Annotated in this window: 29 protein-coding genes and 1 riboswitch; of the genes, 12 read left to right on the forward strand and 17 right to left on the reverse strand. The window is 65.1% G+C overall.

Annotation, left to right across the window (positions count from 1 at the left end; all coding sequences use genetic code 11):
- Positions 1-16 precede the first annotated feature (16 nt).
- From ACQP1G_RS40815 to ACQP1G_RS40825, 3 genes are all read right to left on the reverse strand, one after another.
- Positions 17-379 carry a barstar family protein gene (locus tag ACQP1G_RS40815; RefSeq protein ID WP_433195248.1) on the reverse strand — a complete coding sequence of 121 codons (363 nt, stop codon included), beginning with the start codon at positions 377-379 and terminating at the stop codon, positions 17-19.
- A 167-nt stretch (positions 380-546) separates the two neighbouring features.
- Complete coding sequence (locus ACQP1G_RS40820) at positions 547-1,035, reverse strand: ribonuclease domain-containing protein (RefSeq protein WP_433195250.1); 489 nt, start codon at positions 1,033-1,035, stop codon at positions 547-549.
- 186 nt (positions 1,036-1,221) lie between these two features.
- Entirely contained in the window at positions 1,222-2,037 is an 816-nt protein-coding gene (locus ACQP1G_RS40825; protein ID WP_433195252.1) for an exodeoxyribonuclease III, read from the reverse strand.
- Positions 2,038-2,099: 62 nt separating this feature from the next.
- On the opposite strand from ACQP1G_RS40825, the gene ACQP1G_RS40830 reads away from it, so the two are divergent.
- A complete protein-coding gene (locus ACQP1G_RS40830; protein ID WP_433195254.1) occupies positions 2,100-2,960 on the forward strand; it encodes an alpha/beta fold hydrolase in 861 nt (286 codons plus the stop codon).
- A gap of 100 nt (positions 2,961-3,060) precedes the next feature.
- Here the strand turns inward: ACQP1G_RS40830 and ACQP1G_RS40835 are convergent, their stop codons facing one another.
- From ACQP1G_RS40835 to ACQP1G_RS40865, 7 genes are all read right to left on the reverse strand, one after another.
- Positions 3,061-4,356 (reverse strand): acyl-CoA dehydrogenase family protein, encoded by a 1,296-nt coding sequence (locus ACQP1G_RS40835; protein ID WP_433195256.1) that lies wholly within the window; start codon positions 4,354-4,356, stop codon positions 3,061-3,063.
- Between the two features lie 26 nt (positions 4,357-4,382).
- Positions 4,383-5,261, reverse strand: a complete 879-nt coding sequence (locus tag ACQP1G_RS40840; protein ID WP_433195258.1) for an SDR family oxidoreductase — start codon at positions 5,259-5,261, stop codon at positions 4,383-4,385.
- A 27-nt stretch (positions 5,262-5,288) separates the two neighbouring features.
- Positions 5,289-6,167, reverse strand: a complete 879-nt coding sequence (locus ACQP1G_RS40845) for a MaoC/PaaZ C-terminal domain-containing protein (protein ID WP_433195260.1) — start codon at positions 6,165-6,167, stop codon at positions 5,289-5,291.
- A 17-nt stretch (positions 6,168-6,184) separates the two neighbouring features.
- On the reverse strand, positions 6,185-6,619 hold the full coding sequence (locus ACQP1G_RS40850; protein ID WP_433195262.1) for a type II toxin-antitoxin system Rv0910 family toxin: 435 nt from the start codon (positions 6,617-6,619) through the stop codon (positions 6,185-6,187).
- A 56-nt stretch (positions 6,620-6,675) separates the two neighbouring features.
- Positions 6,676-7,881 (reverse strand): lipid-transfer protein, encoded by a 1,206-nt coding sequence (locus tag ACQP1G_RS40855; RefSeq protein WP_433195264.1) that lies wholly within the window; start codon positions 7,879-7,881, stop codon positions 6,676-6,678.
- A gap of 263 nt (positions 7,882-8,144) precedes the next feature.
- Complete coding sequence (locus ACQP1G_RS40860) at positions 8,145-8,804, reverse strand: TetR/AcrR family transcriptional regulator (RefSeq protein WP_433195266.1); 660 nt, start codon at positions 8,802-8,804, stop codon at positions 8,145-8,147.
- 48 nt (positions 8,805-8,852) lie between these two features.
- Positions 8,853-9,410, reverse strand: a complete 558-nt coding sequence (locus tag ACQP1G_RS40865) for a TIGR03086 family metal-binding protein (protein ID WP_433195268.1) — start codon at positions 9,408-9,410, stop codon at positions 8,853-8,855.
- A gap of 126 nt (positions 9,411-9,536) precedes the next feature.
- Here ACQP1G_RS40865 and ACQP1G_RS40870 point away from each other — a divergent pair, with 126 nt between their 5' ends.
- From ACQP1G_RS40870 to ACQP1G_RS40890, 5 genes are all read left to right on the forward strand, one after another.
- On the forward strand, positions 9,537-10,121 hold the full coding sequence (locus tag ACQP1G_RS40870) for a TetR/AcrR family transcriptional regulator (protein WP_433195270.1): 585 nt from the start codon (positions 9,537-9,539) through the stop codon (positions 10,119-10,121).
- 97 nt (positions 10,122-10,218) lie between these two features.
- Positions 10,219-11,358 (forward strand): epoxide hydrolase family protein, encoded by a 1,140-nt coding sequence (locus ACQP1G_RS40875; RefSeq protein ID WP_433195272.1) that lies wholly within the window; start codon positions 10,219-10,221, stop codon positions 11,356-11,358.
- A 3-nt stretch (positions 11,359-11,361) separates the two neighbouring features.
- Positions 11,362-11,934, forward strand: a complete 573-nt coding sequence (locus ACQP1G_RS40880) for a hypothetical protein (RefSeq protein WP_433195274.1) — start codon at positions 11,362-11,364, stop codon at positions 11,932-11,934.
- Positions 11,935-11,987: 53 nt separating this feature from the next.
- A complete protein-coding gene (locus ACQP1G_RS40885) occupies positions 11,988-12,884 on the forward strand; it encodes a LysR family transcriptional regulator (protein ID WP_433195276.1) in 897 nt (298 codons plus the stop codon).
- A 66-nt stretch (positions 12,885-12,950) separates the two neighbouring features.
- On the forward strand, positions 12,951-13,361 hold the full coding sequence (locus ACQP1G_RS40890) for a nitroreductase family deazaflavin-dependent oxidoreductase (protein ID WP_433195278.1): 411 nt from the start codon (positions 12,951-12,953) through the stop codon (positions 13,359-13,361).
- Positions 13,362-13,373: 12 nt separating this feature from the next.
- Here the strand turns inward: ACQP1G_RS40890 and ACQP1G_RS40895 are convergent, their stop codons facing one another.
- From ACQP1G_RS40895 to ACQP1G_RS40905, 3 genes are all read right to left on the reverse strand, one after another.
- Positions 13,374-14,507 (reverse strand): MFS transporter, encoded by a 1,134-nt coding sequence (locus ACQP1G_RS40895; RefSeq protein ID WP_433209248.1) that lies wholly within the window; start codon positions 14,505-14,507, stop codon positions 13,374-13,376.
- A gap of 419 nt (positions 14,508-14,926) precedes the next feature.
- Positions 14,927-16,144: an NADP-dependent isocitrate dehydrogenase gene (locus ACQP1G_RS40900; RefSeq protein ID WP_433195280.1), complete on the reverse strand. Its 1,218-nt coding sequence runs from the start codon at positions 16,142-16,144 to the stop codon at positions 14,927-14,929.
- Between the two features lie 290 nt (positions 16,145-16,434).
- Positions 16,435-17,928, reverse strand: a complete 1,494-nt coding sequence (locus tag ACQP1G_RS40905; protein WP_433195282.1) for an MFS transporter — start codon at positions 17,926-17,928, stop codon at positions 16,435-16,437.
- 134 nt (positions 17,929-18,062) lie between these two features.
- On the opposite strand from ACQP1G_RS40905, the gene ACQP1G_RS40910 reads away from it, so the two are divergent.
- From ACQP1G_RS40910 to metX, 3 genes are all read left to right on the forward strand, one after another.
- Positions 18,063-18,815: a TetR family transcriptional regulator gene (locus ACQP1G_RS40910; protein WP_433195284.1), complete on the forward strand. Its 753-nt coding sequence runs from the start codon at positions 18,063-18,065 to the stop codon at positions 18,813-18,815.
- 43 nt (positions 18,816-18,858) lie between these two features.
- A riboswitch (SAM riboswitch) is annotated at positions 18,859-18,969 on the forward strand.
- Positions 18,970-19,052: 83 nt separating this feature from the next.
- On the forward strand, positions 19,053-20,402 hold the full coding sequence (locus tag ACQP1G_RS40915) for a bifunctional o-acetylhomoserine/o-acetylserine sulfhydrylase (protein ID WP_433195286.1): 1,350 nt from the start codon (positions 19,053-19,055) through the stop codon (positions 20,400-20,402).
- A gap of 106 nt (positions 20,403-20,508) precedes the next feature.
- The gene (gene metX / locus ACQP1G_RS40920) at positions 20,509-21,621 is read left to right on the forward strand and encodes a homoserine O-acetyltransferase MetX (protein WP_433209251.1); all 1,113 of its coding nucleotides are present in this window, start codon (positions 20,509-20,511) and stop codon (positions 21,619-21,621) included.
- A gap of 51 nt (positions 21,622-21,672) precedes the next feature.
- On the opposite strand, the gene ACQP1G_RS40925 is transcribed toward metX, so the two are convergent.
- Positions 21,673-22,095 (reverse strand): hypothetical protein, encoded by a 423-nt coding sequence (locus tag ACQP1G_RS40925; protein WP_433195288.1) that lies wholly within the window; start codon positions 22,093-22,095, stop codon positions 21,673-21,675.
- Between the two features lie 101 nt (positions 22,096-22,196).
- Positions 22,197-22,856, reverse strand: coding sequence for a TetR/AcrR family transcriptional regulator (locus ACQP1G_RS40930; protein WP_433195289.1), 660 nt, complete (start codon positions 22,854-22,856; stop codon positions 22,197-22,199).
- Between the two features lie 163 nt (positions 22,857-23,019).
- Here ACQP1G_RS40930 and ACQP1G_RS40935 point away from each other — a divergent pair, with 163 nt between their 5' ends.
- A complete protein-coding gene (locus ACQP1G_RS40935) occupies positions 23,020-23,967 on the forward strand; it encodes an oxygenase MpaB family protein (protein ID WP_433195291.1) in 948 nt (315 codons plus the stop codon).
- Here the strand turns inward: ACQP1G_RS40935 and ACQP1G_RS40940 are convergent.
- On the reverse strand, positions 23,964-24,353 hold the full coding sequence (locus ACQP1G_RS40940; RefSeq protein ID WP_433195293.1) for a winged helix-turn-helix transcriptional regulator: 390 nt from the start codon (positions 24,351-24,353) through the stop codon (positions 23,964-23,966). The genes ACQP1G_RS40935 and ACQP1G_RS40940 overlap by 4 nt on opposite strands.
- Before the next feature lie 69 nt (positions 24,354-24,422).
- Here ACQP1G_RS40940 and ACQP1G_RS40945 point away from each other — a divergent pair, with 69 nt between their 5' ends.
- Both ACQP1G_RS40945 and ACQP1G_RS40950 read left to right on the forward strand, forming a co-directional pair.
- Positions 24,423-25,067 (forward strand): nitroreductase family protein, encoded by a 645-nt coding sequence (locus ACQP1G_RS40945; RefSeq protein ID WP_433195295.1) that lies wholly within the window; start codon positions 24,423-24,425, stop codon positions 25,065-25,067.
- Positions 25,068-25,383: 316 nt separating this feature from the next.
- Positions 25,384-25,899: a hypothetical protein gene (locus tag ACQP1G_RS40950; protein ID WP_433195297.1), complete on the forward strand. Its 516-nt coding sequence runs from the start codon at positions 25,384-25,386 to the stop codon at positions 25,897-25,899.
- 43 nt (positions 25,900-25,942) lie between these two features.
- Here the strand turns inward: ACQP1G_RS40950 and ACQP1G_RS40955 are convergent, their stop codons facing one another.
- Complete coding sequence (locus ACQP1G_RS40955) at positions 25,943-26,188, reverse strand: DUF3017 domain-containing protein (protein ID WP_433209254.1); 246 nt, start codon at positions 26,186-26,188, stop codon at positions 25,943-25,945.
- Positions 26,189-26,410: the final 222 nt, after the last annotated feature.

Here is a 26,410-nt window from a genome sequence, read left to right on the forward strand (position 1 = left end):
CAGGGATGACGGCAGATCAGAGACTCAGGCGGATGGCGGGGAGGTCGTCGGGGTCGCCTTGTAAGACGGCACGGAAGACTATGTCCTTCTTCGACCAGTAGTCCGCGGCGTCGCGGACGGTTTCGGTGAACCAGTCGAGTTCGGCGGGATCATCGGCCAGCAGGTCGGCCGAATCGCGGATCACGGCAACATATCCGGTGGCGGAGCCGACGAAGTCATCGAGGTCGCGCAGACATTCGTCGAAGGCGTCCTTATTCGCGCCGAAGTAGTACGGGAATTGGAAGGCCGCGGCGAATTCATCGAAGACGCCTTCGACGGTGCGCATCTTGGGACCGCGCAATTCACGCACCGCGTAACCGGAGGGGGCGTCGTAGCGCACGCCGCTGAGTGTCGGAGCGTCGACGGGTAGGGCACCCACCGCGGGAAGGGGCCCGGCAGTCCGGGAACTTCTCCGTTCCGGGCGGGCCACACCGCCTGTTTCAGAGCCAGCGGCACCACGCGGTTCAGGACGGGCAAGGAACTGCGACAACGGAATCGACCGGGTCATCAGCGCATCCTCGTGAAGGTTTCGTAGTGGTCACCGGTATACCAAGCCGAACCATCGCTGCCGGTGACAATGCGCTCGGCGTCGCGAGAACGGTTGGGCTGTTTGGGGTTCACATCCCATTCCTGGTAGGTGATGGGTTTGCCCGCCGAGTCCTTCGCGGCCAGGGTCCCCGCGCGGTTCATCCAGCGGTCGCCGCCCTTGGTGCCGGGTGCGTTCGCCGAATCGGGCCAGCGTCCCGCATCGATTTCGGCCAGGGTCGTGTAGGCACGCTCCGGCACCCCGGGCGCTCGGGCCACGGCGGGCGCGGTGGTCGAATCCGGTCCGCGCGCCGGGACCACCTGGCTCGCATTACGAGCGGTCGAGGTGACCGAACTCGCGGACGGTTTATCGTCCCCGCCCCCGCGCGACGCGAGCAATCCGATCACCAGCGCCAGCACCGCCACGCCCAGCGCAGCGAGCGAACGCATCCGCTTCGACGAGATGCTCATATTTACTCCACCACACTCCCGGGCGCAGGCGCGCCGCATTCACAAATCGACCTCGTCGTCGGGTTCATCGATACTCTGCCGCACTCCCGCACACGTTCACATATCGTTCTCGCCGTCGGGTTCATCGACGCCCGCGGTGTCCCCGACCCGACTGATCGACGGCGCGAACCATCTTCGCCGCGCGCATCATCGGTATTGCACCGTCACCGGCGCGTGGTCGGACCAGCGCGCGGCGTAGGTCGCGGCACGCTCGACCACCGCCTGCTTGGCCCGGGTGGCCACCGCCCCGCGCGCCAAGTGGTAGTCGATGCGCCAACCCGCATCGTTGTCGTAGGCGCGGCCGCGGTAGGACCACCAGCTGTACGGGCCTGCCACGCCGGGATGCAGGCTGCGCACCACGTCCTGGTATCCGGCGGCGAGCATCTCATCGATCCAGGCGCGCTCCTGCGGCAGGAACCCGGAGTTCTTCAGATTGCCCTTCCAGTTCTTGATATCGAGTTCGGTATGCGCGACATTCCAGTCGCCGCAGATCACGAAATCGCTGGTCTGCGCCTTCATATGGGCACCGATCTCGTCGAGGAAGCGATACTTCTCCGCCTGCATCGGCGTATCGGCCTCGCCGGTGTGCACATACACGCTGGCCACGGTCAACTCATCGAATTCGGCCTCGACGTAGCGTCCGTTACCGGTGAATTCGGCGCTGGGATGCCAGGTTCCGTCCTGCCAGCTCCCGATTCCGATGCGCACCGAGCGCGGTTCGCGACGAGACAGGATGCCGACCCCGGCCCGCCCCTTCGCCCCCGGCTCCGCATGCGTCAGATGCCAACCGGATGCCAACGCCGGAGCGAGCGCGGCGCGCGTCTGCTCATCGGTTGCCCGTGTCTCCTGCAGGCAGATGATGTCGGCCTCGGTGGCCGCCAGCCACTCGAGCATCCCCTTGCCCGTCTTACCCGTCGCCGCACGGACGCCGTTCACATTGATCGTGGAGATGATATTGGCCACGTGACGACCGTACAATGCTGGTCAGATGAACTCCCCCGGACATCGCCGTCCAGGAAGGGGTGATGACGATGAAGTCAGGCACCACCAACTCCTCCGCCCGTCTCGCGCCGATCAAGGCGCTGCACGTAGGGTCCGGTGATCCGGTCCTGTTATTGCACGGGTTCATGCTCTCGCCGCATTGCTGGGAACAGGTCGCGCTGCGGCTGTCCTCGCATTGCGAGGTATTCGCCCCGACCTTCGCCGGCCACTGGGGTGGCGAACCGATCGACGGCTGGTCCATCGATGTCCACGCCCTCGCCGACCGGATCGAGGATCAACTCGACGAACTCGGTTGGCGCACCTGCCATATCGCGGGCAACTCGCTCGGTGGTTGGGTCGGCTTCGAATTGGCCCGGCGCGGGCGGGCCCGCACCCTGACCGCGATCGCACCCGCGGGTGGTTGGCAGTCGCCCTCGCTCACCCAGTTCCGCGTCGGCGCGAAGTTCCTGGCCCTGGTGCCGATCGTCGAAATCGGTAAACGCCTGGGCGGATTCGCGATCAACAACCCGATCGCGCAACGCTTCGCGCTGCTCGCGGTGAGCAAGAATGTCGCGGCCGTCGCCCGACGCGACGTCGCCGCCATGATCACCGCGGCCCTGCACTGCGACGCCATGATCCCGATGATCCTGGGCACTATGCGTGCCCCGGCACTGGAGGACCTGTCGAACCTCCCCACCCCCGTCCGCCTGCTGATGGCCGAATACGACCGCATCATCCCGAACCGCGTCTACGCGCGCTGCTTCCTCCAGGAACTCCCCGACTCCGCCGACCGCATCCTCGTCAACGGCGTCGGCCACGTCCCGATGCTGGAGGCCCCCGACCGCATAGCCACCCTGATAGCCGAACATATCTACGCCAGCCGCACCCACCTGCGCGCGGTCTGACCCGCACGCGGCGATGAGCCGGACTACCGGCGCATGCCCTTCGTCACCTCATATATGCGATCGCACGTGTGCCGACGACGAAGGGCATGTGCCGTCCGCGCTACTGGGCGAGTAGGCCCTTGGCGATGTGGGTGACCTGGATTTCGTTGCTGCCGGCGTAGATCATCAGGGATTTGGCGTCACGGGCGAGTTGTTCTACGCGGTATTCGGTCATGTAACCGTTGCCGCCGAAGAGTTGTACCGCGTCCATGGCTACGTCGGTGGCGGCTTCGGAGGCGTAGAGCTTCATCGCCGAGGCTTCGGCGAGGGTCGGCGGCTTACCCGCCTTGCCGCGCTCGAGGGTATTGAAGACCATGTTCTGCACGTTGATTCGGGCGATCTCCATCTTGGCCAGCTTGAGCTGTACCAGTTGGAAGCGGCCGATCTCCTGGCCCCACAGCTTGCGGCTCTTCGCGTAATCCAGACAGAGCCGGTGACATTCGTTGATGATGCCGAGCGCCATGAACGCGACGCCGATGCGTTCGGCGGTGAAGCTGGAGCGGGCACTCTCCCGGCCGTCACCGCCCTTGTGCTCCTCGGTCTCGCCGAGCAGTCGGTCCTTACCGAGCCGAACGTTGTCGAAGAACAGCTCACCGGTGGGTGAGGCGTGTAACCCCATCTTCCGGAACGGCTTGCCCTGGGTGAGGCCATCCATGCCCCTGTCGAGGACGAAGGTGAGCACCTTGCGCTCGCGCTTGTCGACCGGAGCGGAGCCTGCGGTGCGACCAGAAGATGCGGCATTGCCCTCGTCGAGCTTCGCGTAGACGATCATCACATCGGCGTACGGACCATTCGTGATGAAGGTCTTCTGCCCGTTGAGGATGTAGTCCTCGCCGTCACGCTTGACGTAGGTCTTCATCCCGCCGAACGCGTCCGAACCCGAATCGGGCTCGGTAATCGCCCATGACGCAACTTTCTTCATGGTGACAATGTCAGGAAGCCAGCGCTGCTTCTGCGCCAGCGTGCCGCGCGAAAGGATGGTGGTGGCCCCGAGACCGATGCTGACACCCATCGCGGTGACCAGCCCCATGCACACACCGGACAGTTCGCCGATCAACACCGCCATCAGCGATTCCTGACCAGCGAACGGGCTACCGCCGGAAGACTTCTCGGACTTTTCCGGCAACGGCTCCCCCGCGGCGAGCGCCTCGGCCTTCTTGCGCTCCTTGGCCAGCAGCCGCTGGATCGCCTCACCGCCCATCGCATCGATCCCGAAATCGCTGAACAACTTCCGGATGATCGGGTACGGGGTCAGCTCGCCGCTCTCCAGCGCGTCGAGATGCGGGCGAACCTCCTTATCGATGAAGCTGCGTACCGCCTCGCGGATCATCTCGTCGGTCTCGGACCATTCGAACATCGTCGTTTCCTAACGTTCCCGCGAGATCAAGGCAGCCGAGCGGCGATATCGTCGATGAGCCAGGGCCCCTCGGTCTCGATCGTCTTCACGTCATGCCAGCCTGCCAGCTCGGAGATCGCGCCGCCCTGCACTGCGAAAACCTTGCCGGTGATCGGGCATTTGTCGGTCGCCAGGTAGGCCACCAGCGGGGAAATATTGGCCGGGCTGAACGCGTCGAAATCGCCGTCCCCGATCGCGGCCGCCTCGGCGGCCATGATTTCGCCCATGCCGGGTGTGGCCAGCGTGAGCCGGGTGCGTGCGATCGGCGCGATGGCATTGACTCGGACGCCGTAGCGCGCGAGTTCGTCGGCCGCGATGAGGGTGAGCGCGGCGATTGCGGCCTTGGCGGCACCGTAGTTGCTCTGACCCGCATTCGGAACGGTCGTTCCGGATGCGGAGGCGGTATTGATCACCGCGGCATTCGGCTGGTTGCCCGCCTTGCTCTGGGCCTTCCAGTACGCGGCGGCGTGGTGCAACACCGCGGCATGGCCCTTGAGGTGTACGGCGATCACCGCATCCCACTGTGCCTCGTCCATGCCAGCGATGAACGCATCGCGCAGGATGCCCGCGTTGTTGACGACGATATCGAGGCCGCCCAGCTCCGAAATCGCCTGCGCAACAATGTTGGCCGCGCCGTCCCAGGTGGCGATGCTGTCGGTGTTGGCGACCGCCCTACCGCCCGCGGCGATGATCTCGTTCACGACTTCCTGGGCCGGACCGACATCGGAACCCGCACCGGCATTGTTGCCGCCGAGATCGTTCACGACGACCGCCGCACCTTCGCTGGCGAACAGCAGTGCGTGCGCACGCCCGATGCCGCGGCCAGCGCCGGTGATGACGGCGACCTTTCCTTCTAGTGCACCCATCTGTATGGCTCCTAATGTGTTCGGTGATCAGTCGGCGACTTCGGCGAGACCGTCGCTGAGTACTACGTCCGCACCGCGAACGGTCTCGAAGGCGTAGGTGGTGACGCCGTCGGTGGAACCGACCTTCCAGATTCGGGTTTCCAGGTCGTCGCCGGGGAAGACCATCTTGGCGAAGCGAACGGCAAATCGCTTCAGCCGGTTGACATCCGAACCGGCTACCTCGGCGAGTACCGCCCACGACGCGAAGGCCATGGTGCACAGGCCGTGCGCGATGATCCCGGGCAGACCCGCATCCTTGGCGACCTGCTCGTCGAGGTGCAGCGGCACCGGATCACCGGAAGCCGGTGCATAGCGATAGGTCTGGTCGAGGTCGACGTGCTGCGGTACCACCGCGACCGGATCCTGCGCCCGCAGGCTCTCGTCGAACTTGTGCGCCGGAGCCGCCGCACCGACCGTCTTACCCGCGTCGATATTGCGGAAGAATGCGGTCAGATATTGCTCGTTGACCAATTCACCTGTCGCGGTGTGGCATTCGATGCGGATAGTGATAGTGCTGCCGTTCGAACGGCTGGCATAGCCGATCGCCTTGGCCCGCGACACCAGCTCGTCCCCGGGCAGGATCGCGCGGTGAAAGTGGAAATCCTGCTCCCCGTGCACAACTCGGCCGAAGATGTCCATCGGCGCGACATCGATCACCGGCATCATCATGGCCTCGAAAACCGGAACGATGCCGAAGATCGGCGAGGCCGCCTTACCTGCCAAGTGCGCCGCGATCGGATCATTGGTCGCTGCGGCGTATTCGGCGATACGTTCCCGCGTGACCTCGAAATGTTCGTCATCGCACCAGATTTCGAGCCCGCTCGCGTCGAACTCCACCGGCCGCGCCGCTGCGGCCTCCGCCGTCATCACCCGCTCCTGCCGGATCAGGCCGAGGCCAGCGCGTCGAGCTGCTCGAGGGACCTGTCCAGTTGCACGAGACCGTCCTTCTCGACCGCCTTGCCGAGTGCGCCCTTGATCAGCGCGCCCTCGAAGTCACCGGAGACCAGGATGGTGCTGCCATCGCCCTTGGGGCGGATATCGAAGGTGAATTCGGTCTTCACCCCGGCCATTCCGGTGCCGCCGAGGGTGAGCTTGTTCGGCTGTTCGACCGCTACGACGGTCCATTCCAACTTGTTCGCCATGCCGAGCATGACGATCTTCGCGACCAGCTTGGCTCCCTCGGCCAAGGTGGCGGGCGGCTCTTCCATGAAGCGCTCATGGATGGTGAACCACTTGTCCCAGGTCTGCGGGTCGGAGACGACCGCCCAGAGCGCGTCGGGGGTGGCATTGACGTCCTTGGTGGCTTCGATGTGACCCATGGGGCTACTCCTCAAGTGAATGTCGTTGCTGCGTGACGGCTTTCGTTGAACAGAGATCAGCGGTCGGCCCGCTGATAGGCCGTGACGACCGCGGCGCCGCCGAGGCCGATATTGTGCTGCAGCGCGGCCGTGACGTTGTCGACCTGCCGCTTGTCCGCAGTGCCGCGCAGCTGCCAGGTGAGTTCGGAGCACTGCGCCAAACCCGTTGCGCCGAGCGGATGCCCCTTGGAGATCAGCCCGCCGGAGGGGTTCACGACCCATTTGCCGCCATAGGTGGTCTGGTTGTCGTCGATGAGCTTCCCGGCCGCACCCTCGCCGCAGAGCCCGAGGGCCTCATAGAGCAGCAGTTCGTTGGCGGAGAAGCAGTCGTGCAGTTCGATGACCTGGAAGTCCTCCGCGCCGAGCCCGGCCTGCTCATAAACCTTGCGCGCGGCTCGGACATTCATGTCATAGCCGATGAGGTTCTTGGCGGTGTTGTCGAAGGTGGAGTCGAAGTCGGTGGTCATCGCCTGGCCGACGATCTCCACCGCCTGCGCCGCGAGATCGTGCGAGTTCACGAATTCCTCGCTGGCCAGGATGACCGCGCCGGAACCGTCCGAGGTCGGCGAGCACTGCAGTTTGGTGAGCGGGTCGTAGATCATCCGCGAGGCCAGGATGTCGTCGAGTGAATACGCGTCCTGGAACTGCGAATACGGGTTGTTCACCGAATGCTTGTGGTTCTTGTAGCCGATCTTCGCGAAATGCTCTGCGGTGGTGCCGTATTGCTTCATATGCTCGCGACCGGCCGCGCCGAACATCCACGGCGCCACCGGAAACAGCACCTCGGAGATCTCGGCCAGCGCCATGACATGCTTGGCCATCGGCTGCTCGCGATCGTCCCAGGTGGAGCCGAGCGAACCCGGTTGCATCTTCTCGAAGCCGAGCGCCAGCGTGCAGTCCGCCAGTCCGCCCCGAATCACCTGTGCTGCAAGAAAAAGCGCGGTAGAACCGGTCGAGCAGTTGTTGTTGACATTGACCACCGGAATACCGGTCATACCGAGTTCGTAGACCGCGCGCTGACCGGAAGTGGATTCGCCGTAGACATACCCGACGTAGGCCTGCTCGACTTCGCGATAGTCGATTCCGGCGTCGGCGAGCGCCTTGGTGCCGGATTCCCGCGCCATATCCGGATAGTCCCAAGCGCTGCCATCGTCGTTCTTGCGACGGCCCGGCTTCTCGAACTTCGTCATGCCGACGCCGACGACGTAGACCTTGTTCGCCATCGAACTCCTCACGTAGTACCTGATCCGGGTGCGACCATCCCGCCGGAATCAGCGACCAGCGACGACCGATCCAGCCGGATCGAACAGAAACAAACATACAGAGCTGTATGTAACTGCACAAGAGTATTGCCCAGCAGAACGCTCGAAACGACAGAATTCCCAGCTCAGAACAACTAGCAGCGACATACCGCCAAAAGCGGACTTCGCGCCATCAGCCAAGGGGTAATCGGCGGCGCAACACCCACCCGCCCGGTGGCCGTTGCCTATTCGGCGGCGGGCTGCTCCAGCAGCGGCCGTGCGGCCAGCGCCGCGCCCGCCACCTCGCGCAGATGTACCGAAGCTCGCCGCCAACGCCGGTGCGCCCGTTCGGAATCCGGATCAATGAAGTTGGACACCAGGATTCCGCGCAGCGCGTCCATCGCGGTGTAGATGAAATCGCGAGCTTCCTTGCGCCGCATTTCATCCGGTACAAATCGGGCGACCGCCATCAGCACCGCATTGTTGACGAACGGCTCGACCTTCTCCATCGCCGAGGCCAGTACCGGATCGGTCCGGCCCGCCACCCATAGCTCGGCAGTGGCGATGAACAGCGGCCCCTGATGCAACTCCCACAGAAAGTCCAATGCCGCACCGACCGGATCACCGCCGCCCTGCACCTTGGACATCTCCCGCATCGCGGTCTCCGCACGCAACTGCGCCAGATGACTGATCGCGGCCACCACCAGATCGGTCTTGGACCCGAAGTGATGCACCTGAGCCCCGCGGGTGACCCCGGCCCGCTCGGCGACCCGCGGCGTCGTCGTCCCCGCATATCCGAACTCGACCAGGCAGTCGATGGTCGCGTCGAGCAACCGGGTACGCATTTCGCTACTGCGCTGTTCCTGAGTGCGACGCTGCTGCTTGGACGCTTCGGACCTGGTCATTCCGGCGATTCTACACTTACATACAGATCTGTATGTTGATACGTCCCGTCAGAGTTCCCGTCCGGTATAGGCAGCCAACCGACGATACGCGGGGGCGTCGGCGGACGCTGCGACCTCCGAGCCGAACATACCGGGCCCGCGGAAGTTGTCCATGCCGATATCGCGCATAACCGCCAGCATCTCCTCGCACAACCGCTCGTCGAGCAGTCGCTCCCGTCCGGTGGCCACCGCCAGATCGACACCGTGCACAAGCACTTCGGTCGAGTGGATGACCGCCGCCATCGGGCCGGGCACCGCACCGAAACCGAGACGCACCGTCTGCGCGAGCGCGTCGGGGCGATGCCAGGCCGCACGGTCGAGCACGGCCGCCTCGACATAGGCGGCCTGCGGATCGGCACCGAGCCAATCGTCGTGGTGGTCACGATCGGGAGTCACCCCTTCGAGTTGTGCAGCAAAGATATTCATGCCACCGACCACATGGTTGAGCAGTTCGCGCAGGTCCCACTCCGGGCACGGCGTCGGCGCGCTCATACGTTCCGTAGCAATGCCTTTGATGACGAGACCGGTCATATCGATGGCGCGGTCGATGCGATTGATCATGTTCATGTCGAACTCCGGAAGGTCTCGAATCGGTCCACTGCCACCCCTAAACGCAGTTCGCAGCGGCATTAAGAACACGGTAGCGCGCCTTCACGAACAAACGCAAGTGCCAACTGCGTTAAGCTGGAAGGTATGGACGAACACCCCAGCGCCCGCCGCCCCGGAGGTCGCAGCGCCCGAGTGCGCGCGGCGGTACATCAGGCGGTCACCGAACTGGTCGCCGAACGCGGTTACGGCAACTTCACCGTCGCCGACATCGCGGCACGCGCCGGTGTGGCCGACACCAGCATCTACCGGCGCTGGGGCAATCTGGAGGCGCTGGCCATGGAGGTGACCGTCGACCGGCTCACCACCGAGTCATCGATGCCGGATACCGGTTCCCTCGCCCGCGACCTACGCGCCTATGCCGCGCAGGCGGCCCGAGATATGAACGGCCCCAACGGACTTGCACTGCTGCGCACGATCCTGGCCCTCATTGATACGGGTGCGGACGGCGAACGCACCCGCGACCGGTTCCTCGCCGAACGCGTCGAGCAGATCCAGCGCATGCTCGACCGGGCCACCGCCCGCGGCGAGAACACCCCCGACGTCCTCCAGGTTGTCGACATCATCCTGGCCCCCATGTACACCCGCACCCTCTTCGGCACCGGTCCGCTCACCGACGAGTACGTCGACATCCTGGTCGACCGCCTGTTGAGCATCGGCGCCGTTCGATAAGTAGAAGTGATCGGACCGGCTCGAAAAACGGCGTTGTTCCCGCATTGCCGCTGGCACAGGCTGAAGCGGCATATTGGAACGACCCGTTGGAGCCGAATTGTCCGGGATCAAACCCTTCCGCATCGACATACCGCAGGCCGATCTCGACGACCTCGCCCTCCGCCTGCTGCACACCCGGCTCATCGCGGAACTGCCCGCCATGGCAATGGCGGGCCGGGCGGACGTCGGCGTATCGGTACGGCCCGATTCGGAATACGGAGTTCCGCTGTCGTATGTCGGTCCGCTGCTCGAATACTGGCGAGACACCTTCGATTGGCGCGCACAAGAGCAGCGACTCAACTCCTTTGCCCAGTTCACCACCGAAATCGACAGGCAGAAGATTCATTTCGTGCATGTCAGGTCGCCGGAGCCGGATGCGATGCCGCTACTGCTGGCCCATGGGTGGCCCAGCACGTTCACCGAATTCCTCGGCTTGGTAGGCGAATTGACCGATCCACGCGCTCATGGCGGTGATCCGGCGGACGCCTTCCACGTGGTGATTCCGTCCTATCCGGGCTTCGCGTTCTCCGGGCCGACGCGTGCGGCGGGCTGGCATCCGGTACGGATCGCGGCGATCTTCAACGAGCTGATGATCCGGCTCGGCTATGACCGCTATGGTGTGCACGGCAATGACAGCGGCGCCACCGTCGCACCCGAAATGGGCAGGCTCGCACCGGAGAACGTGGTCGGCGTGCACGTCGACCAGATCTTCTCCTTCCCGAAGGGCGAGCCGGGCGAGTTGGACGGACTCAGCGACCAGGAGCTGATGCTCATCCAATTCGGCCGCAAATTCCGGGAGTACTCCGGCAACGACGTCCCCCGGCAGGCCCGGCCGCAGCTTCTCGGCCACGCGCGCTCCGATTCGCCGGTCGGCCAACTCGCCTGGAGCGCACAGTTGCTCACCGATTCCATGACCCGAGATGAGATCCTGACCAATGTCTCGATCTATTGGTTCACCAACACCTCGGCGCCCGCGTGCCGGTTCTACTTCGAGAATGAATACTCGACCCCGACTACTGTGCCGATCGGGCTCGCCTGCTTCGGCCACGACTTCAAGCCGCCGCGCAAGTTCGCCGAGCGCGATCACGCCAACATTGTGCAATGGCACGAATACGGCCGAGGCGGGCACTGGGCCGCCTACGAGGCGCCCGACCTGCTACTCGCGGATATCCGCAATTTCTTCCGGAAAGTCATCTGAGATATGGGTTTTCGACGCGTGGTCACCGGCCACGATACGGACGGCAAGGCCGTCGTCGTCAGTGATGCGGAACTCCCATCGAGCGGTCACGGCCCGGATTCCATCTGGGCGGCCGACGCATCGCCCGCCTTCCCCGACAGAGGCGACCGACCCGAATTCGCGGGTCCACTCATACCCCTTCCCGGGGGTCTCCATGTCATCCGGCTGACCTTCCCACCACGCTTCGACCCGGACAATTGGGCCGACTCCTCGGATCCGGTCCAAGCCGCCGCCGCCGCGATGGCACAGATCTCCGCCTCGGTCGCTGTTGTCGACGATCCGAACCCGCCCGAAACCTACGGTGCGGCACCGGACTTCACCGGGTTCCACGCGACCGCATCGATGGACTGCCTGATGCAGCTCGCGGGGGAGTCGGTATGCGTGCTGGAGGACAACGAGATTCGGTTGGCGCCCGGGGACTGGCTCATCCTCAATGGTGTGGTGCACGCCTGGCGCAACGATGGTGACAAGGAGGCGGTGCTGATCGGCGTAATCGCAGGCGCGAAGCACAGCGGCGCCCCGCTGCGCGAGCACTGACGACGACGTAACGTTCAGATCGCACACTGAACATACCGATCGGGAGGATCTCGATGGAGCTCCGAGATATCGAGATCTTCCTTATGTTGGCCGAGGAGCTGCATTTCGGCAGGACCGCCCAGCGGCTACACCTTTCCCAGGCGCGAGTGAGTCAATCCATCAAGAGTCAGGAACGCCGCATCGGCGGTCGCTTGGTGGACCGATCCAATCCGCGCAACGTCCAGCTCACCCCGCTCGGCCGCCAACTCCGCGTCGAGCTGCTCCCGAACTATCGGGGCTTGGTCCGGGCGATCGAACATGCCCGGCGCACCGCGCAGGGCATCTCCGGCGTGCTGCGCGTCACCATGATCGGCTACAACCCCTATGACTACCAGCCGTTCTGGGACGCCTTCCGGCGCGAACACCCGGCCTGGGAGCTGCAGATCCGCAGTAGCGAGTTCGGCGACCAGTTCGGCCCACTGAGTCGCGACGAAGCCGACATCGTCATCGCCTGGCTGCCCGTCGAAGAACCCGGCCTGACGGTGGGGCCGATCATCTCCGCGGAGCCGATGGTGGCGATGATGCCCGATCGCCACGAGTTGGCGGGCGAGAAGGGGTTGTCGCTGGAAGTTTTCGGCGACCGCGGCGTACTGGAACCCATCGCACCACTGCCCGACTACTGGGAGGACAGCGTCAGTCCCTTCTACACCCCGTCGGGGCGGCCGATCCACCGTGTCGCGCCGATCTCGACGCTCGAGGACATCTTGACCACCGCCAGCACCAGCGACGTCTTCACCAGCTGCATGAGCCATATCGCCCGCTATTACAACCGGCCCGGCATCGCGTACGTGCCGATCACCGATTCCCACACGGTTCGATGGGCACCGGTTTGGCGCAGCGATTCCGAGACCGAGCAGATCCGTGCGTTCGCTCGGGTGGTTCGCGATCTGGGCTGTCTCGTTCACAGCTGAATGCCTGCGGATTACGCCCGCATCCGCGACGATTGCCTCGAAACGATCTTCGATCGAGGAGCGTAGATGACCGACTGGAATACGAGCATCATCGAGGAGTTCAGGGCCAACAAGGGCAAGGTAGGCGGCCCGTTCGAGGGCAAGGACCTGCTGCTGCTCACCACGAAGGGCGCGAAGACCGGGCTGCCACGGACGAATCCGACGGCCTATATCCGCGACGGCGACCGTCTGGTGATCATCGCGTCCAAGGCCGGAGCACCGGTCAACCCGGATTGGTACCACAATCTGCTGGCGAATCCGACGGTCACGTTGGAAATCGGCACCGAAACCATCGAGGCCACCGCCACCCCGATCACCGGGGGGCCGGAACGCGATCGGCTCTACGCCGCAATGGTGGCGGCTATGCCGGGCTTCGCCGAATACGAGACCAAGACCGATCGGGTGATTCCGGTCGTCGCGCTGGAACCGAACGCCTGACCGCGGCTCCGATTACGTTCGACGCGCAGTCCAGACCGTGACGGCGAACAATCCGACGCCGAGTACGGCCAGACCCGCGCCGACGGTGGCCGGAGCGGTATAGCCGAGACCCGCCGCGATGACGAGCCCGCCCAGCCACGCGCCCGCGGCGTTGGCGATATTGAGGGCGGCGTGATTGAGCGCTGCCGCCAGGGTCTGCGCGTCGGCGGCGACATCCATCAGCCGAGTCTGCAAGCCTGGCGCGAGCGCCGCGCCCGATGCGCCGATGAAGAAGGCGCCGACGGCCGCGGTGTACGGATTGTGCGCGGCGGCAAGGAAGCCCGCCAGGACGACCACCATGGCGATCATCGAGAGGAAGATCGCCCGGTCGACGCCGCGGTCGGCGAAGATACCGCCGACGATATTGCCCGCGACCATGCCGAGGCCGAAGAGCATGAGCACGAACGGAACCAGAGCGAGCTGCATGCCCGCGACATCGGTCAGCGTGGTGGTGATGTAGGTGTAGACGGCGAACATGCCGCCGAAGCCGATCGCGCCGACCAGCAGGGTGAGCAGCACTTGCGGGCGACGGAGTGCACCCAGTTCGGTCATCGGGTTGGTGATCCGGATACCGTGCAATTCCGGGACGAACCGGATGAGGGCGGCGACGGTAGCGACACCGATCACCGCGACCACGACGAATGCGTCGCGCCAGCCGAGATGCTGGCCGAGCCAGGTGGCGCTGGGAACGCCGACAACATTGGCGGCGCTCAATCCCAGCATAACCGCCGCAACCGCCTTCGCGCGCTGTCCTACCGGGGCCAATGTGGCGGCGGCCAACGAGGCGACACCGAAGTACGCGCCGTGCGGCAGGCCGGAGACGAACCGTGCGATGACGAGAGTTTCGAACGAGGGCGCGATGACGGTCGCCGCATTCCCGATGGTGAACGCCACCATCAGGGCGACGAGCAGACGTTTGCGCGGCACCCGCGCGGCCAGCGCGGCGATCAACGGAGCACCGACGACCACACCGAGCGCATAGGCCGACACCGCATGCCCCGCGGTCGGCTCGGACACGTGCATAGCGCTGGCGATATTGGGCAGCAACCCCATGGTGACGAATTCGGTTGTCCCGATTCCGAATCCGCCGAGGGCCAGCGCCAGCATCGCCGGAATATGCCAGTCCGTCCGCTCGGCCTCGGGCACTGGAGTCTGCGTGGCAACGGAACTGGTCACGTATTCATGTAACCGCCCGGCGACCGCTTCCGCTTCCCGCGCAAACGTGAGTTCGCCCACGTCAGAGTTCGAGAAAACGTGCGGATCGACGCTATACCGCCCATACGGGCACCCTCGGGGCAACCGCCCGTTGGAAACAATGCGGGCACCCGTACCAACGAGTGGTGCGGGTGCCCGTAGGTCGCGCCTGGCATCGAGTCGATGACATCGCCCGAGCAACAACTGATTTCGTGAGCACATGGGTAACTCACCGGGTACGCCCCGAAGCCAACCCCGCGCTCTTCCGCCGGCCCGCGATGACACTTCAGTGGCACGCACGACCGGCAAAAGGCGCGGAGAGGCGGGGTAGCTCAGCGCAGGGCGCGGGCCAGGTTGGCATCGAGCGCACCGAGGAACTCCTCGGTGGTCAGATAGCCCTGATCGCCGCCGACGAGCAGCGCCAGGTCCTTGGTCATCTGGCCGCCCTCGACGGTCTTGATGACGACATCCTCGAGTGTCTGCGCGAAGCCGATCACCTCGGGGGTGTTGTCCAACTTGCCGCGGTGCTCGAGGCCGCGGGTCCAGGCGAAGATCGACGCGATCGGGTTGGTCGAGGTCGGCTTGCCCTGCTGGTGCTGGCGGTAGTGCCGGGTGACGGTGCCGTGCGCGGCCTCGGCCTCACAGGTCCGGCCGTCCGGGGTGAGCAGCACCGAGGTCATCAGGCCGAGCGAACCGAAGCCCTGGGCCACGGTGTCGGACTGCACGTCGCCGTCGTAGTTCTTACAGGCCCAGACGTAGCCGCCCTCCCACTTCATGGAGGAGGCGACCATATCGTCGATGAGGCGGTGCTCGTAGGTGAGGCCCGCGGCGTCGAACTGGGTCTTGAACTCGGCGTCGAAGACTTCCTGGAAGGTGTCCTTGAACATGCCGTCATAGGCCTTCAGGATGGTGTTCTTCGTCGACATGTACACCGGGTAGTTCTGCTGCAGGCCGTAGTTCAACGACGCGCGCGCGAAGTCCTCGATGGACTTCTTGAAGTTGTACATGCCCATCACGACGCCGCCGTCTTCGGGCATCTGCACGACCTCGTGCACGATCGGCTCGCTGCCGTCTTCCGGGGTGAAGGTCAGCGTGACCGTGCCGCCCTGGAACACCTTGAAGTCGGTGGCGCGGTACTGGTCGCCGAATGCGTGACGGCCGATGATGATCGGCTTGGTCCAACCCGGGACCAGACGCGGCACGTTCGAGATGATGATCGGCGCGCGGAAAATGGTGCCGCCGAGAATGTTGCGGATGGTGCCGTTGGGTGAGCGCCACATCTTCTTCAGGCCGAATTCCTCGACCCGGGCCTCGTCGGGGGTGATGGTGGCACATTTGACACCGACGCCGTGCTCTTTGATGGCGTTCGCCGCGTCGATGGTGACCTGGTCGTCCGTCTTGTCCCGATACTCGATACCGAGGTCGTAGTACTCCAGGTTCACATCGAGATACGGGTGGACCAGCTTGTCCTTGATGAACTGCCAGATGATCCGGGTCATCTCGTCGCCGTCGAGTTCGACGACAGTGCCTTCAACCTTGATCTTGGACATGGATCTTCGTGTCCTCCTAGGATGGTGCCCTTATTGCACGGCCAGGCGAACACGCTTGTGAGCGGACCCCAGCTGTTCCAACAGACAACGTATATGCCCCGCGTTGTCCGCGAAGCGTGTGGTGCAAACAAGACAAGCGTACTGCTGCCAATGTTCTCACCGCGCGGGCAGCCCCCCATGTGAAGCCGTCCGAAATTGTTACCGACAGGTAGGTCGGCAGTGACGTGCACCACCGCCGAAATAGCAATGTCCGGGTACCCCGTCGGATACCCGGACAAGCTATTTCAGGATCAGACCGCGACCGGAATCCGCGCGTCCTCCTCGGATCCCTCGATCAGGTTTTCCGGCTTGTCCCGAATCATGAACGCGATCACCGGAATTGCGGCGAGGAAGAACCCGGCGCCGACGTAGAAGGCCACGTCGTAGCTGTGGATCGAGGCCCTGGCCATCAGATTGTCGACCGTCGGGTTGTTCTGCGCGAAGGTCTTGGCCGTCTGCACCGAGATGGTGGTGAGCAGAGCGGTACCGACCGCACCGCCGACCTGCTGTGCCGCGTTCAGCAGCGCACTGGCCACACCCGAGTCCTCCTCCTCGACCTGATGCAGCGCGACGGTCTGCATACCGACGAACAGCGGGCCCATGCCGAGCGCGATCAGCACCTGCGCGGGCAGCACACTGGCCGCGTAACTATCGCCGTAGCCCAGCTGCGCCAGCCACACCAGACCGAGGACACCGAGTACGGCGCCCGCCACCATCAGCGGACGAGGGCCGAGCTTCGGCAGCAGCGCACTGGTGACACCGGCGGAGATCGCGATGCCCGCCGGGAACGGCAGGAAAGCGAAGCCGGCCTTCAGCGACGAGTAGCCGAGGGTGATCTGGAAGTAGTAGCTCAGGAACAGGAACATCGCGAACATCGCGATCGGGATCAGCAATGCGGCCAGGAAGGCGCCACCGCGGTTGATCTCGCCCGGAATATGCAGCGGCAGTAGCGGATTCGACGAGCGACGCTCGATGGCGACGAAGGCGATCAGCAGTGCGACACCGACGATGAGCAGCCCGAGGGTGCTCCCGGCCAGCCAGCCGTCCTCGGCGGCCCGGCTGAATCCGTACACGATGGCGATCAGACCGAGCGTCACGGTGACCGCACCCGGTACGTCATAGCCGCCGGTGCGCGGTATCGGCACATCCTTCACAACGAACGCCAGCGCGCCGAGCAGCGCGAGCAACGCGATCGGGGTGTTCACCAGCAGGCACCACCGCCAGGAGGCGTACTCGGTCAGCGCGCCACCCGCGATCAGGCCGAGCGCGGCACCACCCGCGGAAATTCCGGCGAAGACACCGAAAGCGGTCGCGCGCTCCTTCGCCTCGGTGAAGGTCACCGAGAGCAACGACAGCGCCGCCGGTGCCAGCAATGCCGCGAACGCGCCCTGCAGCGCACGCCCGGCAAACAACTCGGCGCCGTTCTGCGCCAGACCGGCCACCGCGGATGCCCCGGCGAAGCCGACCAGGCCGACGATGAAGATTCGCCGCCGCCCCATGTAGTCGGCCAGCCGTCCGCCGAGCAGCAGCAGACCGCCGAAGATCAGCGTGTACGCGGTGAGCATCCACTGCCTGTTGCCGTCACTGATGTCCAGATCCCGCTGGGCGAAGGGCAGTGAGATGGTCACGATGGTGGCGTCGAGAACCACCATGAGCTGGGCCAATGCAATCACCCCCAGGGCCAGCCACCGCGTCGAGCTGGTTTGTCTTTCCGGAACTTCCACCGCTATCGCAGTCTCGCTCACTGTGTTCTCCTAGCCGTCCGAAGTAGTGCTGCCATCCTGTCATCGAAGGACATTTGTCGTCAAGAGAAAAATGTCGCACTCGGACATTTGACCGTTAAGGACACGAAATGTCCCGATTGCGATAGCATGGGGACATGCTCGAGTCATCGACGCCGATCGGCGCGAGCGCCGCAGCCGACGACGCTGTGCGCGCCCCAGCAAACCCAGGGCCCGGTACGTCCGGCGCCGGCGCGAGCGCGGGATTGCGCGAACGCAAGAAGCAGCAGACCAGGTTGCGCATCATCGAGGTGGCGTTGGACCTGTGCGACGCACAGGGATTCGACGCGACGACGGTCGAGCAAATCGCGAACGGCGCGGACGTGTCACCGCGCACCATCAACCGGTACTTCGACAGCAAAGAAGACATCGTCCTCGGGCCGGTCAAGGATTTCGGCCTCGCCATCGCCGAATGCCTGCGCGGACTTCCGGTCACCGGCAATGAACTGCAATCGCTGCGCGAGGCGTTCCTGCAGGTCGTCGACAGGGCCGCGGAGAGCGTCGACGGACCGATCTCGTTCCAGCGCTTCCAGCAGATGCAGCGGATCCTGCGTAGCAGTCCGACGGTCAGCGCGCAGAGCATGGAACTGGCCGACGATAAGCACGCCGCGATCGCCGACGCGATCGCCGAGCGACTCGGTACCCAGCCCGGTGCGCTGCCGGTGCGACTGGTGGTCGGCGCATGGCAGCTGATCGGTCATCTCAGCATGGAATGTGCGCACTCGATCTTCGATGGCGCGGATACCTCGGCCGCCGCTGCCGAGGCCCGCACTGCGTTCACCACATCGTTCGACGAATTCATACGGGTGTGCACCGGGTGCATCGACACCGGTCAGGCGGAGAACCGGTAACGGATTTCGGCCACTCACCGCCCGCCGGTTACCATGTCGGTCAGGTCATGAGTGCCAGCGCGAAGCCCCGGCTTGCTGGACGGCAACCCTCCAGCAGCGGTGGGGTGCTCCGGGTGATGACCGGGCTCTCGAAAGTCGAGAGCAAGCGCGCACTTCAGGAGGTTCCCCCCATGTGTTGTTGTCCGTCACCCGCACCCCGATAAAACCTGCTGGCGAACAACCCTTTTGGAGCAAGACATGAGTGACCCCATCGCGTCCGTGGCCGATAACGACGCCGCCGGGATCGATCCGGCGCAGTGGTCCTTCGAGACCAAGCAGATCCACGCGGGCCAGACCCCCGACGAGATCACCGGCGCACGCGCACTCCCGATCTACCAGACCACCTCGTACGCCTTCCGTGACACCGATCACGCGGCCGCGCTGTTCGGGCTGGCCGAACCGGGCAATATCTACACCCGGATCATGAACCCGACCCAAGACGTGGTCGAGCAGCGCATCGCCGCCCTGGAGGGCGGTGTGGCCGCACTGCTGCTGGCCTCCGGTCAGGCCGCGGAGACCTACGCGATCCTCAATCTCGCCGCGGCTGGCGATCACATCGTCTCCAGCCCGCACCTCTACGGCGGCACCTACAACCTGTTCCACTACTCGCTGCCCAAACTCGGCATCGAGGTGTCCTTCGTCGAGGATCCGGACGATCTCGAGCAGTGGCGCGCCGCGATCCGGCCGAATACCAAGGCCTTCTACGGCGAGACCATCGCCAACCCGAGCAGCGCGATCTTCGATATCCGCGGCATTTCCGCGATCGCGCACGCGGCGGGCCTGCCGCTGATCGTCGACAATACGGTCGCGACCCCGTATCTGATCCAGCCGCTGGCCCACGGCGCGGACATCGTCGTGCATTCGGCGACCAAGTACCTGGGCGGGCACGGTTCGGCGGTCGCTGGCGTGATCGTCGACGGCGGCGCCTTCGACTGGACCGTGCGCGACGCGCAGGGCGAATCCCGCTTCCCGGGCTTCACCACCCCGGACCCGAGCTACCACGGCGCGGTCTTCGCCGATCTCGGTGCTCCGGCCTACGCACTCAAGGCGCGGGTGCAACTGCTGCGTGATCTGGGCGCGGCGGTGTCGCCGTTCAACGCGTTCCTGATCAGTCAGGGCATCGAGACGCTGAGTCTGCGGCTCGAGCGCCATGTCGCCAACGCACAGGCGGTGGCCGAATTCCTGAGCGCGCATCCGGCCGTGGAATCGGTGTTCTATGCGGGACTGCCGTCCTCACCGTGGCACGAACGCGCCGCCGAGCTGGCACCGAAGGGCGCGGGCGCGATCGTCGCGTTCGAACTGCGCGGCGGCGTCGATGCGGGCAAGAAGTTCGTGGACGCGTTAGCCCTGCACAGCCATGTCGCTAACATCGGGGATGTGCGTTCTCTCGTAATCCACCCGGCGTCGACGACGCACTCGCAGTTGACGGCCGAGGAGCAACTGGCCTCCGGCGTCACCCCGGGGCTGGTCCGGCTCGCGGTCGGTATCGAGGGGATCGACGACATCCTGGCCGATTTACGAGCCGGCTTCGCGGCGGCGACATCGTGAGCGAGCGATCCACCGACACAGCACCCTCGGTCACGACGGAACTGAGCGCTAGCGAGTCGGAGTCGTGACCTCGAGCGCCGAACCGAGTACCGCCCGTTCGTCCGCGGTGGCCCTGCCACCGCCGGACGGGCGGCTCGGCATCATCGACATCGGAGATGTGCGGCTGGAGAACGGCGCGGTCATCCCGGACGTCCATCTGGGTGTGCAGCGCTGGGGCGAGCTCTCCCCCACGCTGGACAATGTGGTGCTCGTCCAGCACGCGCTGACCGGCGACTCGCACGTCGTCGGGGTGCCCGACGATATCCACCCGCTGCCCGGCTGGTGGGACGGCATGGTCGGTCCCGGTGCGCCGGTGGATACCGACGAATGGTGCGTCATCGCGACGAACGTGCTCGGCGGCTGCAAGGGCAGCACCGGCCCCTCCTCGCTGGCACCAGACGGAAAGCCTTGGGGCGCAAGGTTTCCCGAGATCTCCATTCGGGATCAGGTGACCGCGGAAGCGGCGTTGCTCGATCGGCTCGCAATCGAGCGCCTTGCCGCCGTCGTCGGCGGTTCGATGGGCGGTATGCGCGTGCTCGAGTGGATGGTCGGCGCTCCGGACCGGGTCCGATCCGCATTGGTGCTGGCCGTCGGCGCGCGCGCCACCGCCGACCAGATCGGTACGCAGACAACGCAAATCGCCGCCATCAAAGCCGATCCCGACTGGCAGGGCGGCGATTACCACGACACCGACCGCGCCCCCATGACCGGTATGGGTATCGCGCGGCGCATCGCGCACCTGACCTACCGGACCGAGGGCGAACTCGATCACCGCTTCGAGAACGGCGCGCAGGGCGACGAGGATCCGTGGAACGGCGGCCGCTACGCGGTGCAGAGCTATCTGGACCACCAGGCCGAAAAGCTCTGTAGCCGTTTCGATCCCGCCACCTATGTGCTGCTCACCGAGGCGATGAACCGCCACGATATCGGGCGCGGGCGCGGCGGAGTCGCGGCCGCGCTCGCCGCCACCCCGGTGCCGTGCGTGGTCGGCGGTGTCGATTCGGATCGCCTGTACCCGTTGCGAACTCAACAGGAGTTGGCCGACAGCCTACCCGGCTGCGATGGTCTGGAAATCGTGCACTCCCGCGACGGACACGATGGCTTCCTCACCGAAGCCGCCGCGGTATCGAAACTACTGACCGAGACCATGCGATTGGCCCGGGAGACCCGCACCAGCTGACCTACCGCCGCCGGAATCCGGCACGGTAGGCCAGTGCCGATAAGCGCGGGCTCAGCCGAAGCTGCCGGTGCTCGGCTTGCCGGTTACGTCGACGGTAATGATGTCGGTGGTGGATGCGTCGTCATGGTTTCCGGTCGGGCGGTCGAAGGCGCAGGCGCCGCGGACGTGCATCTGGCCGGTGGGGAGGTTGCCGTTGCCCAAGGAGGACTGGACCATCTTGCCGTTCGGGATGGCGAAGGAGGTGGGGTTGTTACCGCCGAAGATTTCCCCGGTGTCGGCGTTGTAGACCCAGCACACACCTTGGTCGTTCGGGTTGTGGAACTTCGCCGATACTGTTCCCGTCAACGCGAAGACCTCTTCCATCACCGGGGGTTCGAGCCCGGGGATCGCGCCAGCGGTGGCACCCGAGGTGAGCGCTATCGCCGCGGCCGGAAGCGCGGTCAGCGCGAGGAGGGAGAGTCGTCGATTGGTCATGATCGAAATCATGCCATTACCGTCCGTGGGCCCCTATTTTCTGGGGTGAGAAACCAAATTGGGTTGTACTACAACATAATTCAACCCGAATCGGAATGCAGTCACACGTCCTGGTCAGCGGGCGTGCCGACCAGCAATCCGACGATTGAGTGGACGAAGCCGTCGAGTCGCTCGCGGGGGTATTCCTCGGGCGCGCTGACCGCGAGCCTGCCGAGCATTTCCGCGATGCTCAGCAGCGAGTTGGTGAGCAGTCCGGAATCCATTCCCGCCCATCGTGAATCCAGCGCTATACCCATGCGGACCAGGGACTCGGCCTGATCGAAAACGCCGGTGCGGGAATCGGCAAGTGCCGCACGGTATTCGTCGGGGGCACTGCCCGGTCCGGCGAGGATCAGTCGCCAGCGCGTCGGATTCTCCAATGCGACACCGATGAACGCCTCGACGGTCGCGGAGGCGGCCACGACGGGATCCGCGCCGAGCAGATCGGTCGGCAATGTGGCGGCCACCTGTTCGAGGCCGCGCACGCGTTCGCGTTCCAGCAGCGCGGCAACGAGTTCGGCGCGGGTCTTGAACACGGTGTACAGCACCGGTTTTCCGACGCCCGCCTGCTGCGCGACCGCCTCCATGCTCAGTTCGTGCAGTTCCATTCGGCTCAGCACCGCGTAGGCGGCGTCGAGCAGTTGGGCGCGACGTTCCTCGGGCGGCAGGCGTGGCGCGTATCGCCGGCGCGGCCGGTCCGGCGCGGTGCGCGCTTTCGTCACTGTCGATTCACCTCCGTCCAACGTTCATCCTGTCAGCATCGGCCTGCCGTTGTGGAATCCACCCGGAAATAAATGCTACGGGCCCGTTGTATTGCTCGGTCATAATTGCTACGGTTGCGTTGCATTCGCCGCTCAGGAGGGCGAGCAGGCAAAGGAGCAGCAGATGGCCTTCGATCCGACCACTCTTCGCCGAGACGACTACGGGTTCTTCGGCCCGGATTCGCCCAGTTGGAAGATCTGGACCGCACCAACCGCCGTCATCGGCTTCCAGCGCGCGGTGGTGCTCGAGCACTTCGATCCGTTCCTGACCGCGGCCGTCGCCGATTCGCAGGGCATCTACACCGATCCGCGCAGCCGCCTCGACCACACCTTCTCCTACTTCCTGCTGGTCGCGATCGCGGACGGTCGCACCGCCATCCAAGCGTCGGAACACCTGATGCAGGTGCACGCGCCGATGACCGGCATCGAACCGATCAGCGGCCAGCGCTACAGCGCCAACAGCCCCGAAACCCAGTTGTGGATCCACATCACCGGCTGGCATTCGGTGCTGAAGGCGTACGAGGTGTTCGGTCCGGGTCCGCTCGGTCCGGAAGAAGAGGCGCGGTACTGGCAGGAGTGCGCGATCGCCGCCGAACTGCAGACCTGTAAACCGGAGGATGTGCCGCGCTCGCGCGAAGAGGTGCGCGCATACTTCGCAAGGGTCCGCCCGTGCCTGTGCACCTCCGAACGCGCCGAGGAGGGCATGCATCACCTGCTGTGGACCTCCCCGCGCAATGGCGCCGGGGTCGGCTACGCGCTCGGCAGCCGGTTGCTGTCGCTGGCATCGGTTGCCACGCTGCCGAAATGGATGCGCAGGCTCGGCCGCTTCGATCGGCCGGGAATCGTGGATCTACTGGTGCGCCCGGCCGCCAAAACCATCGTGTGGGGCACGAAAGCGTTCAACTCGTTCGGGCTGATCGTCGCCGCGCCGTTCATCGCGCCGATGGCCGGTCAGATTCTGGAACAGCATCTGAAGGGTGAGCCGCCGACGCGGCTGGAGACGGTTACGCCAAGTGAGGCGCGGCAGTTGTATGGCGGACGTGGGCGGCGCGCGGTCGCCGAGGCGAGCTAGCGCGGCCCCGAATCCGCGGCAATGCGGCGAGCTTCCTCGATGCGATTGATATTGACCTCGATCCAGTCGCGCAGGGCCGCGATCGGGGTGCGCAGACTGTGGCCGAGCTCGGTGAGGTCGTAGTCGACACGGGGTGGAACGGTGGGATGCACTGTGCGCGTGACGAATCCGTCGGTTTCGAGTTGCCGCAGAGTCTGCGTGAGCATTTTCTGCGAGATGCCCTCGATGCGGCGGTGTAGATCGGTGTAGCGCATGGTGCCCTCGGCGAGGGCGTCCACGATCAGCACGGTCCATTTGCCCGCGACATGGTCGAGCACCTGTCGGGTGGGGCATTTCGCCGAGTAGACATCGGCAGGCAGCCCACTGGCCTCGATCACCGTACGCACCTTTCGGAGTGTAGCGCACTATTAAGTGCTGTCTTCCTAATAGTGCGCCACTCTCCAATAGTAAGAATCATGAACACGCAGACACTTTCGGTTCCCGCCGCGATCCGCACTCGCCGCACCGTCCGCCACTACCGCCCGGATCCGGTGCCGTCCGAACTACTCGAGGAACTGCTGGATCTGGCGGTGGAGGCGCCGACCGCCTGGAATATGCAGGACCGGTCGATCGTGGTGGTGACCAGCGCATCCGGCCGCCGCGACCTGTCGAACGCCGCCTTCGGCCAGCCGCAACCACTGGAGGCGCCGGTGGTGTTGGTCTTCGTCGCCGAGACGGCGGCCTGGGCGGACGAGAATGCCGATATCACCGAACTGGCCGGTCGCAATGGCGCGTGGAATGCGGAGTTCACCGCGATGTTCGCCTCGCGCACCGAATTCCACTCGCTGCAACAGCGTGGACTGCTCCGCGAGAACGCCGTGAAGAATGCGATGATCGCCGCGACCTACGTCATGCTCGCCGCCACCAGCCTCGGCCTGGCCTCCGCGCCGATGAACGGCTGGGACCCGGACCTGGTCGAGAAGGCCATCGGCATCGACAACCGTCCCGACCTCGCCATCGCGGTCATGGTCGCAGTCGGCTACAGCGACACCACCCCGCCGCACCCTGGCCGTCGCGCGCGCGAGCACACGGTGTTCACCGAGCGCTACCCGTCGAGCTGACAATCGGCTCTGTGAAATGGCGGCTTTGTGATCACGCGGGGCCACCATTTCACGGTCGATCGGCCGTCGCGACGCCGGTGGGGTCAGCCGAGGAGGGGCGTCGCGAGGTGGTGCACTGTGGCGAAAGTCGTTGCGCCTCAGGCGACACCGCGGACCGGCGGTGACGCATAGGGTGCACCTCGGGCTATGGATGCCGCCTTGACGGGGCAAGTCGCCGATGGGCAGACTGAGCCGATATCGCGCCCGATCGAGTCGGCGGGCATTCCGGTTCATGGACGAAATTGGGGGTAAGACCATGCGTATTCATCGTGCCGTTATGACGTTCGCACTGCTGGGCGCGGTGTTCATGGGTGCTACGGCCTGCTCGGACGAGCCCGCCGCAACCAGCCCGGTAGCTGTGTCGACCACGGTGGCCCCGGCGCCGACCATCCTCGGCCCGCTCGGCTTCGGCAAGCTGCGACTCGGAATGAACCGCACCGAGGCCGAGGCCACCGGGGAAGTCGCCGCCTTCAACGACACCAACGATCCGCCCGGCTGCGGCCGATACACCGCACGAGCGGGCTGGCAGGGCTTCACCAACAACGGCGAGATAGTCGCGATCATGCCCGGCAAACTTTCGGCCCGCACCCCGGAGGGCATCGGCATCGGTTCCACCGTCGATGAAGTCCGCGCCGCCTATCCGACGCTCGAGATCGGCTACAACTGGAGCTCGGCCGCGGTCCCGGACCACCCCGCGCACTACGGCTTCCTCGGCATTTACCGAAATATGCCAGCCGATGCCAAGGTCACCCAGCTGCTGCTCTACAACGACCGTGACACCTGCCACAACTAGCGCGTCCCACCGGCTTCGACGCCGCGGCGAAAGTTGCTGCGTCTCAGCCGACGCCGAGGGTGTTGATGGTGGCGGCAATGAAGACGATGGCGGCGCCGAGGATGCTCAGGGCTGCGACATCGAACGGCTTACTGCGCACCGCGAGCAGTCCGACCCGCGCAGTCGGCAGGCACAACCGGAACGTGGCCGCGAGCAGCGCAGCACCGCCGAAGAACAGCGCGCCACGACGCCAGCGGTCCCAGGCCACGAAGACGACCGCGAGCAGAATGACCGCCGTTACGACCAGCATCGGCAGGTGACAGCGCAGGAACTGCCCACCCAGGCTGTTCCTGTCGGACTGCCGCTCTGCGGCAGACGAGTCCACGTCGGTCACGCCCCGATTCTTGCAGACGACATGCGGGCGCTCACATCAGTGCGACATGTCGGCGCATCCACTCGCCGAGTGGCCGTTCATGGCTACTGTCCCGCAACAGGTTTCGGACCCGGTGACGCATGCGGAATCAGTGATTGC

This window comes from Nocardia sp. CA-107356 (assembly GCF_050946365.1).
GTDB lineage: Bacteria > Actinomycetota > Actinomycetes > Mycobacteriales > Mycobacteriaceae > Nocardia.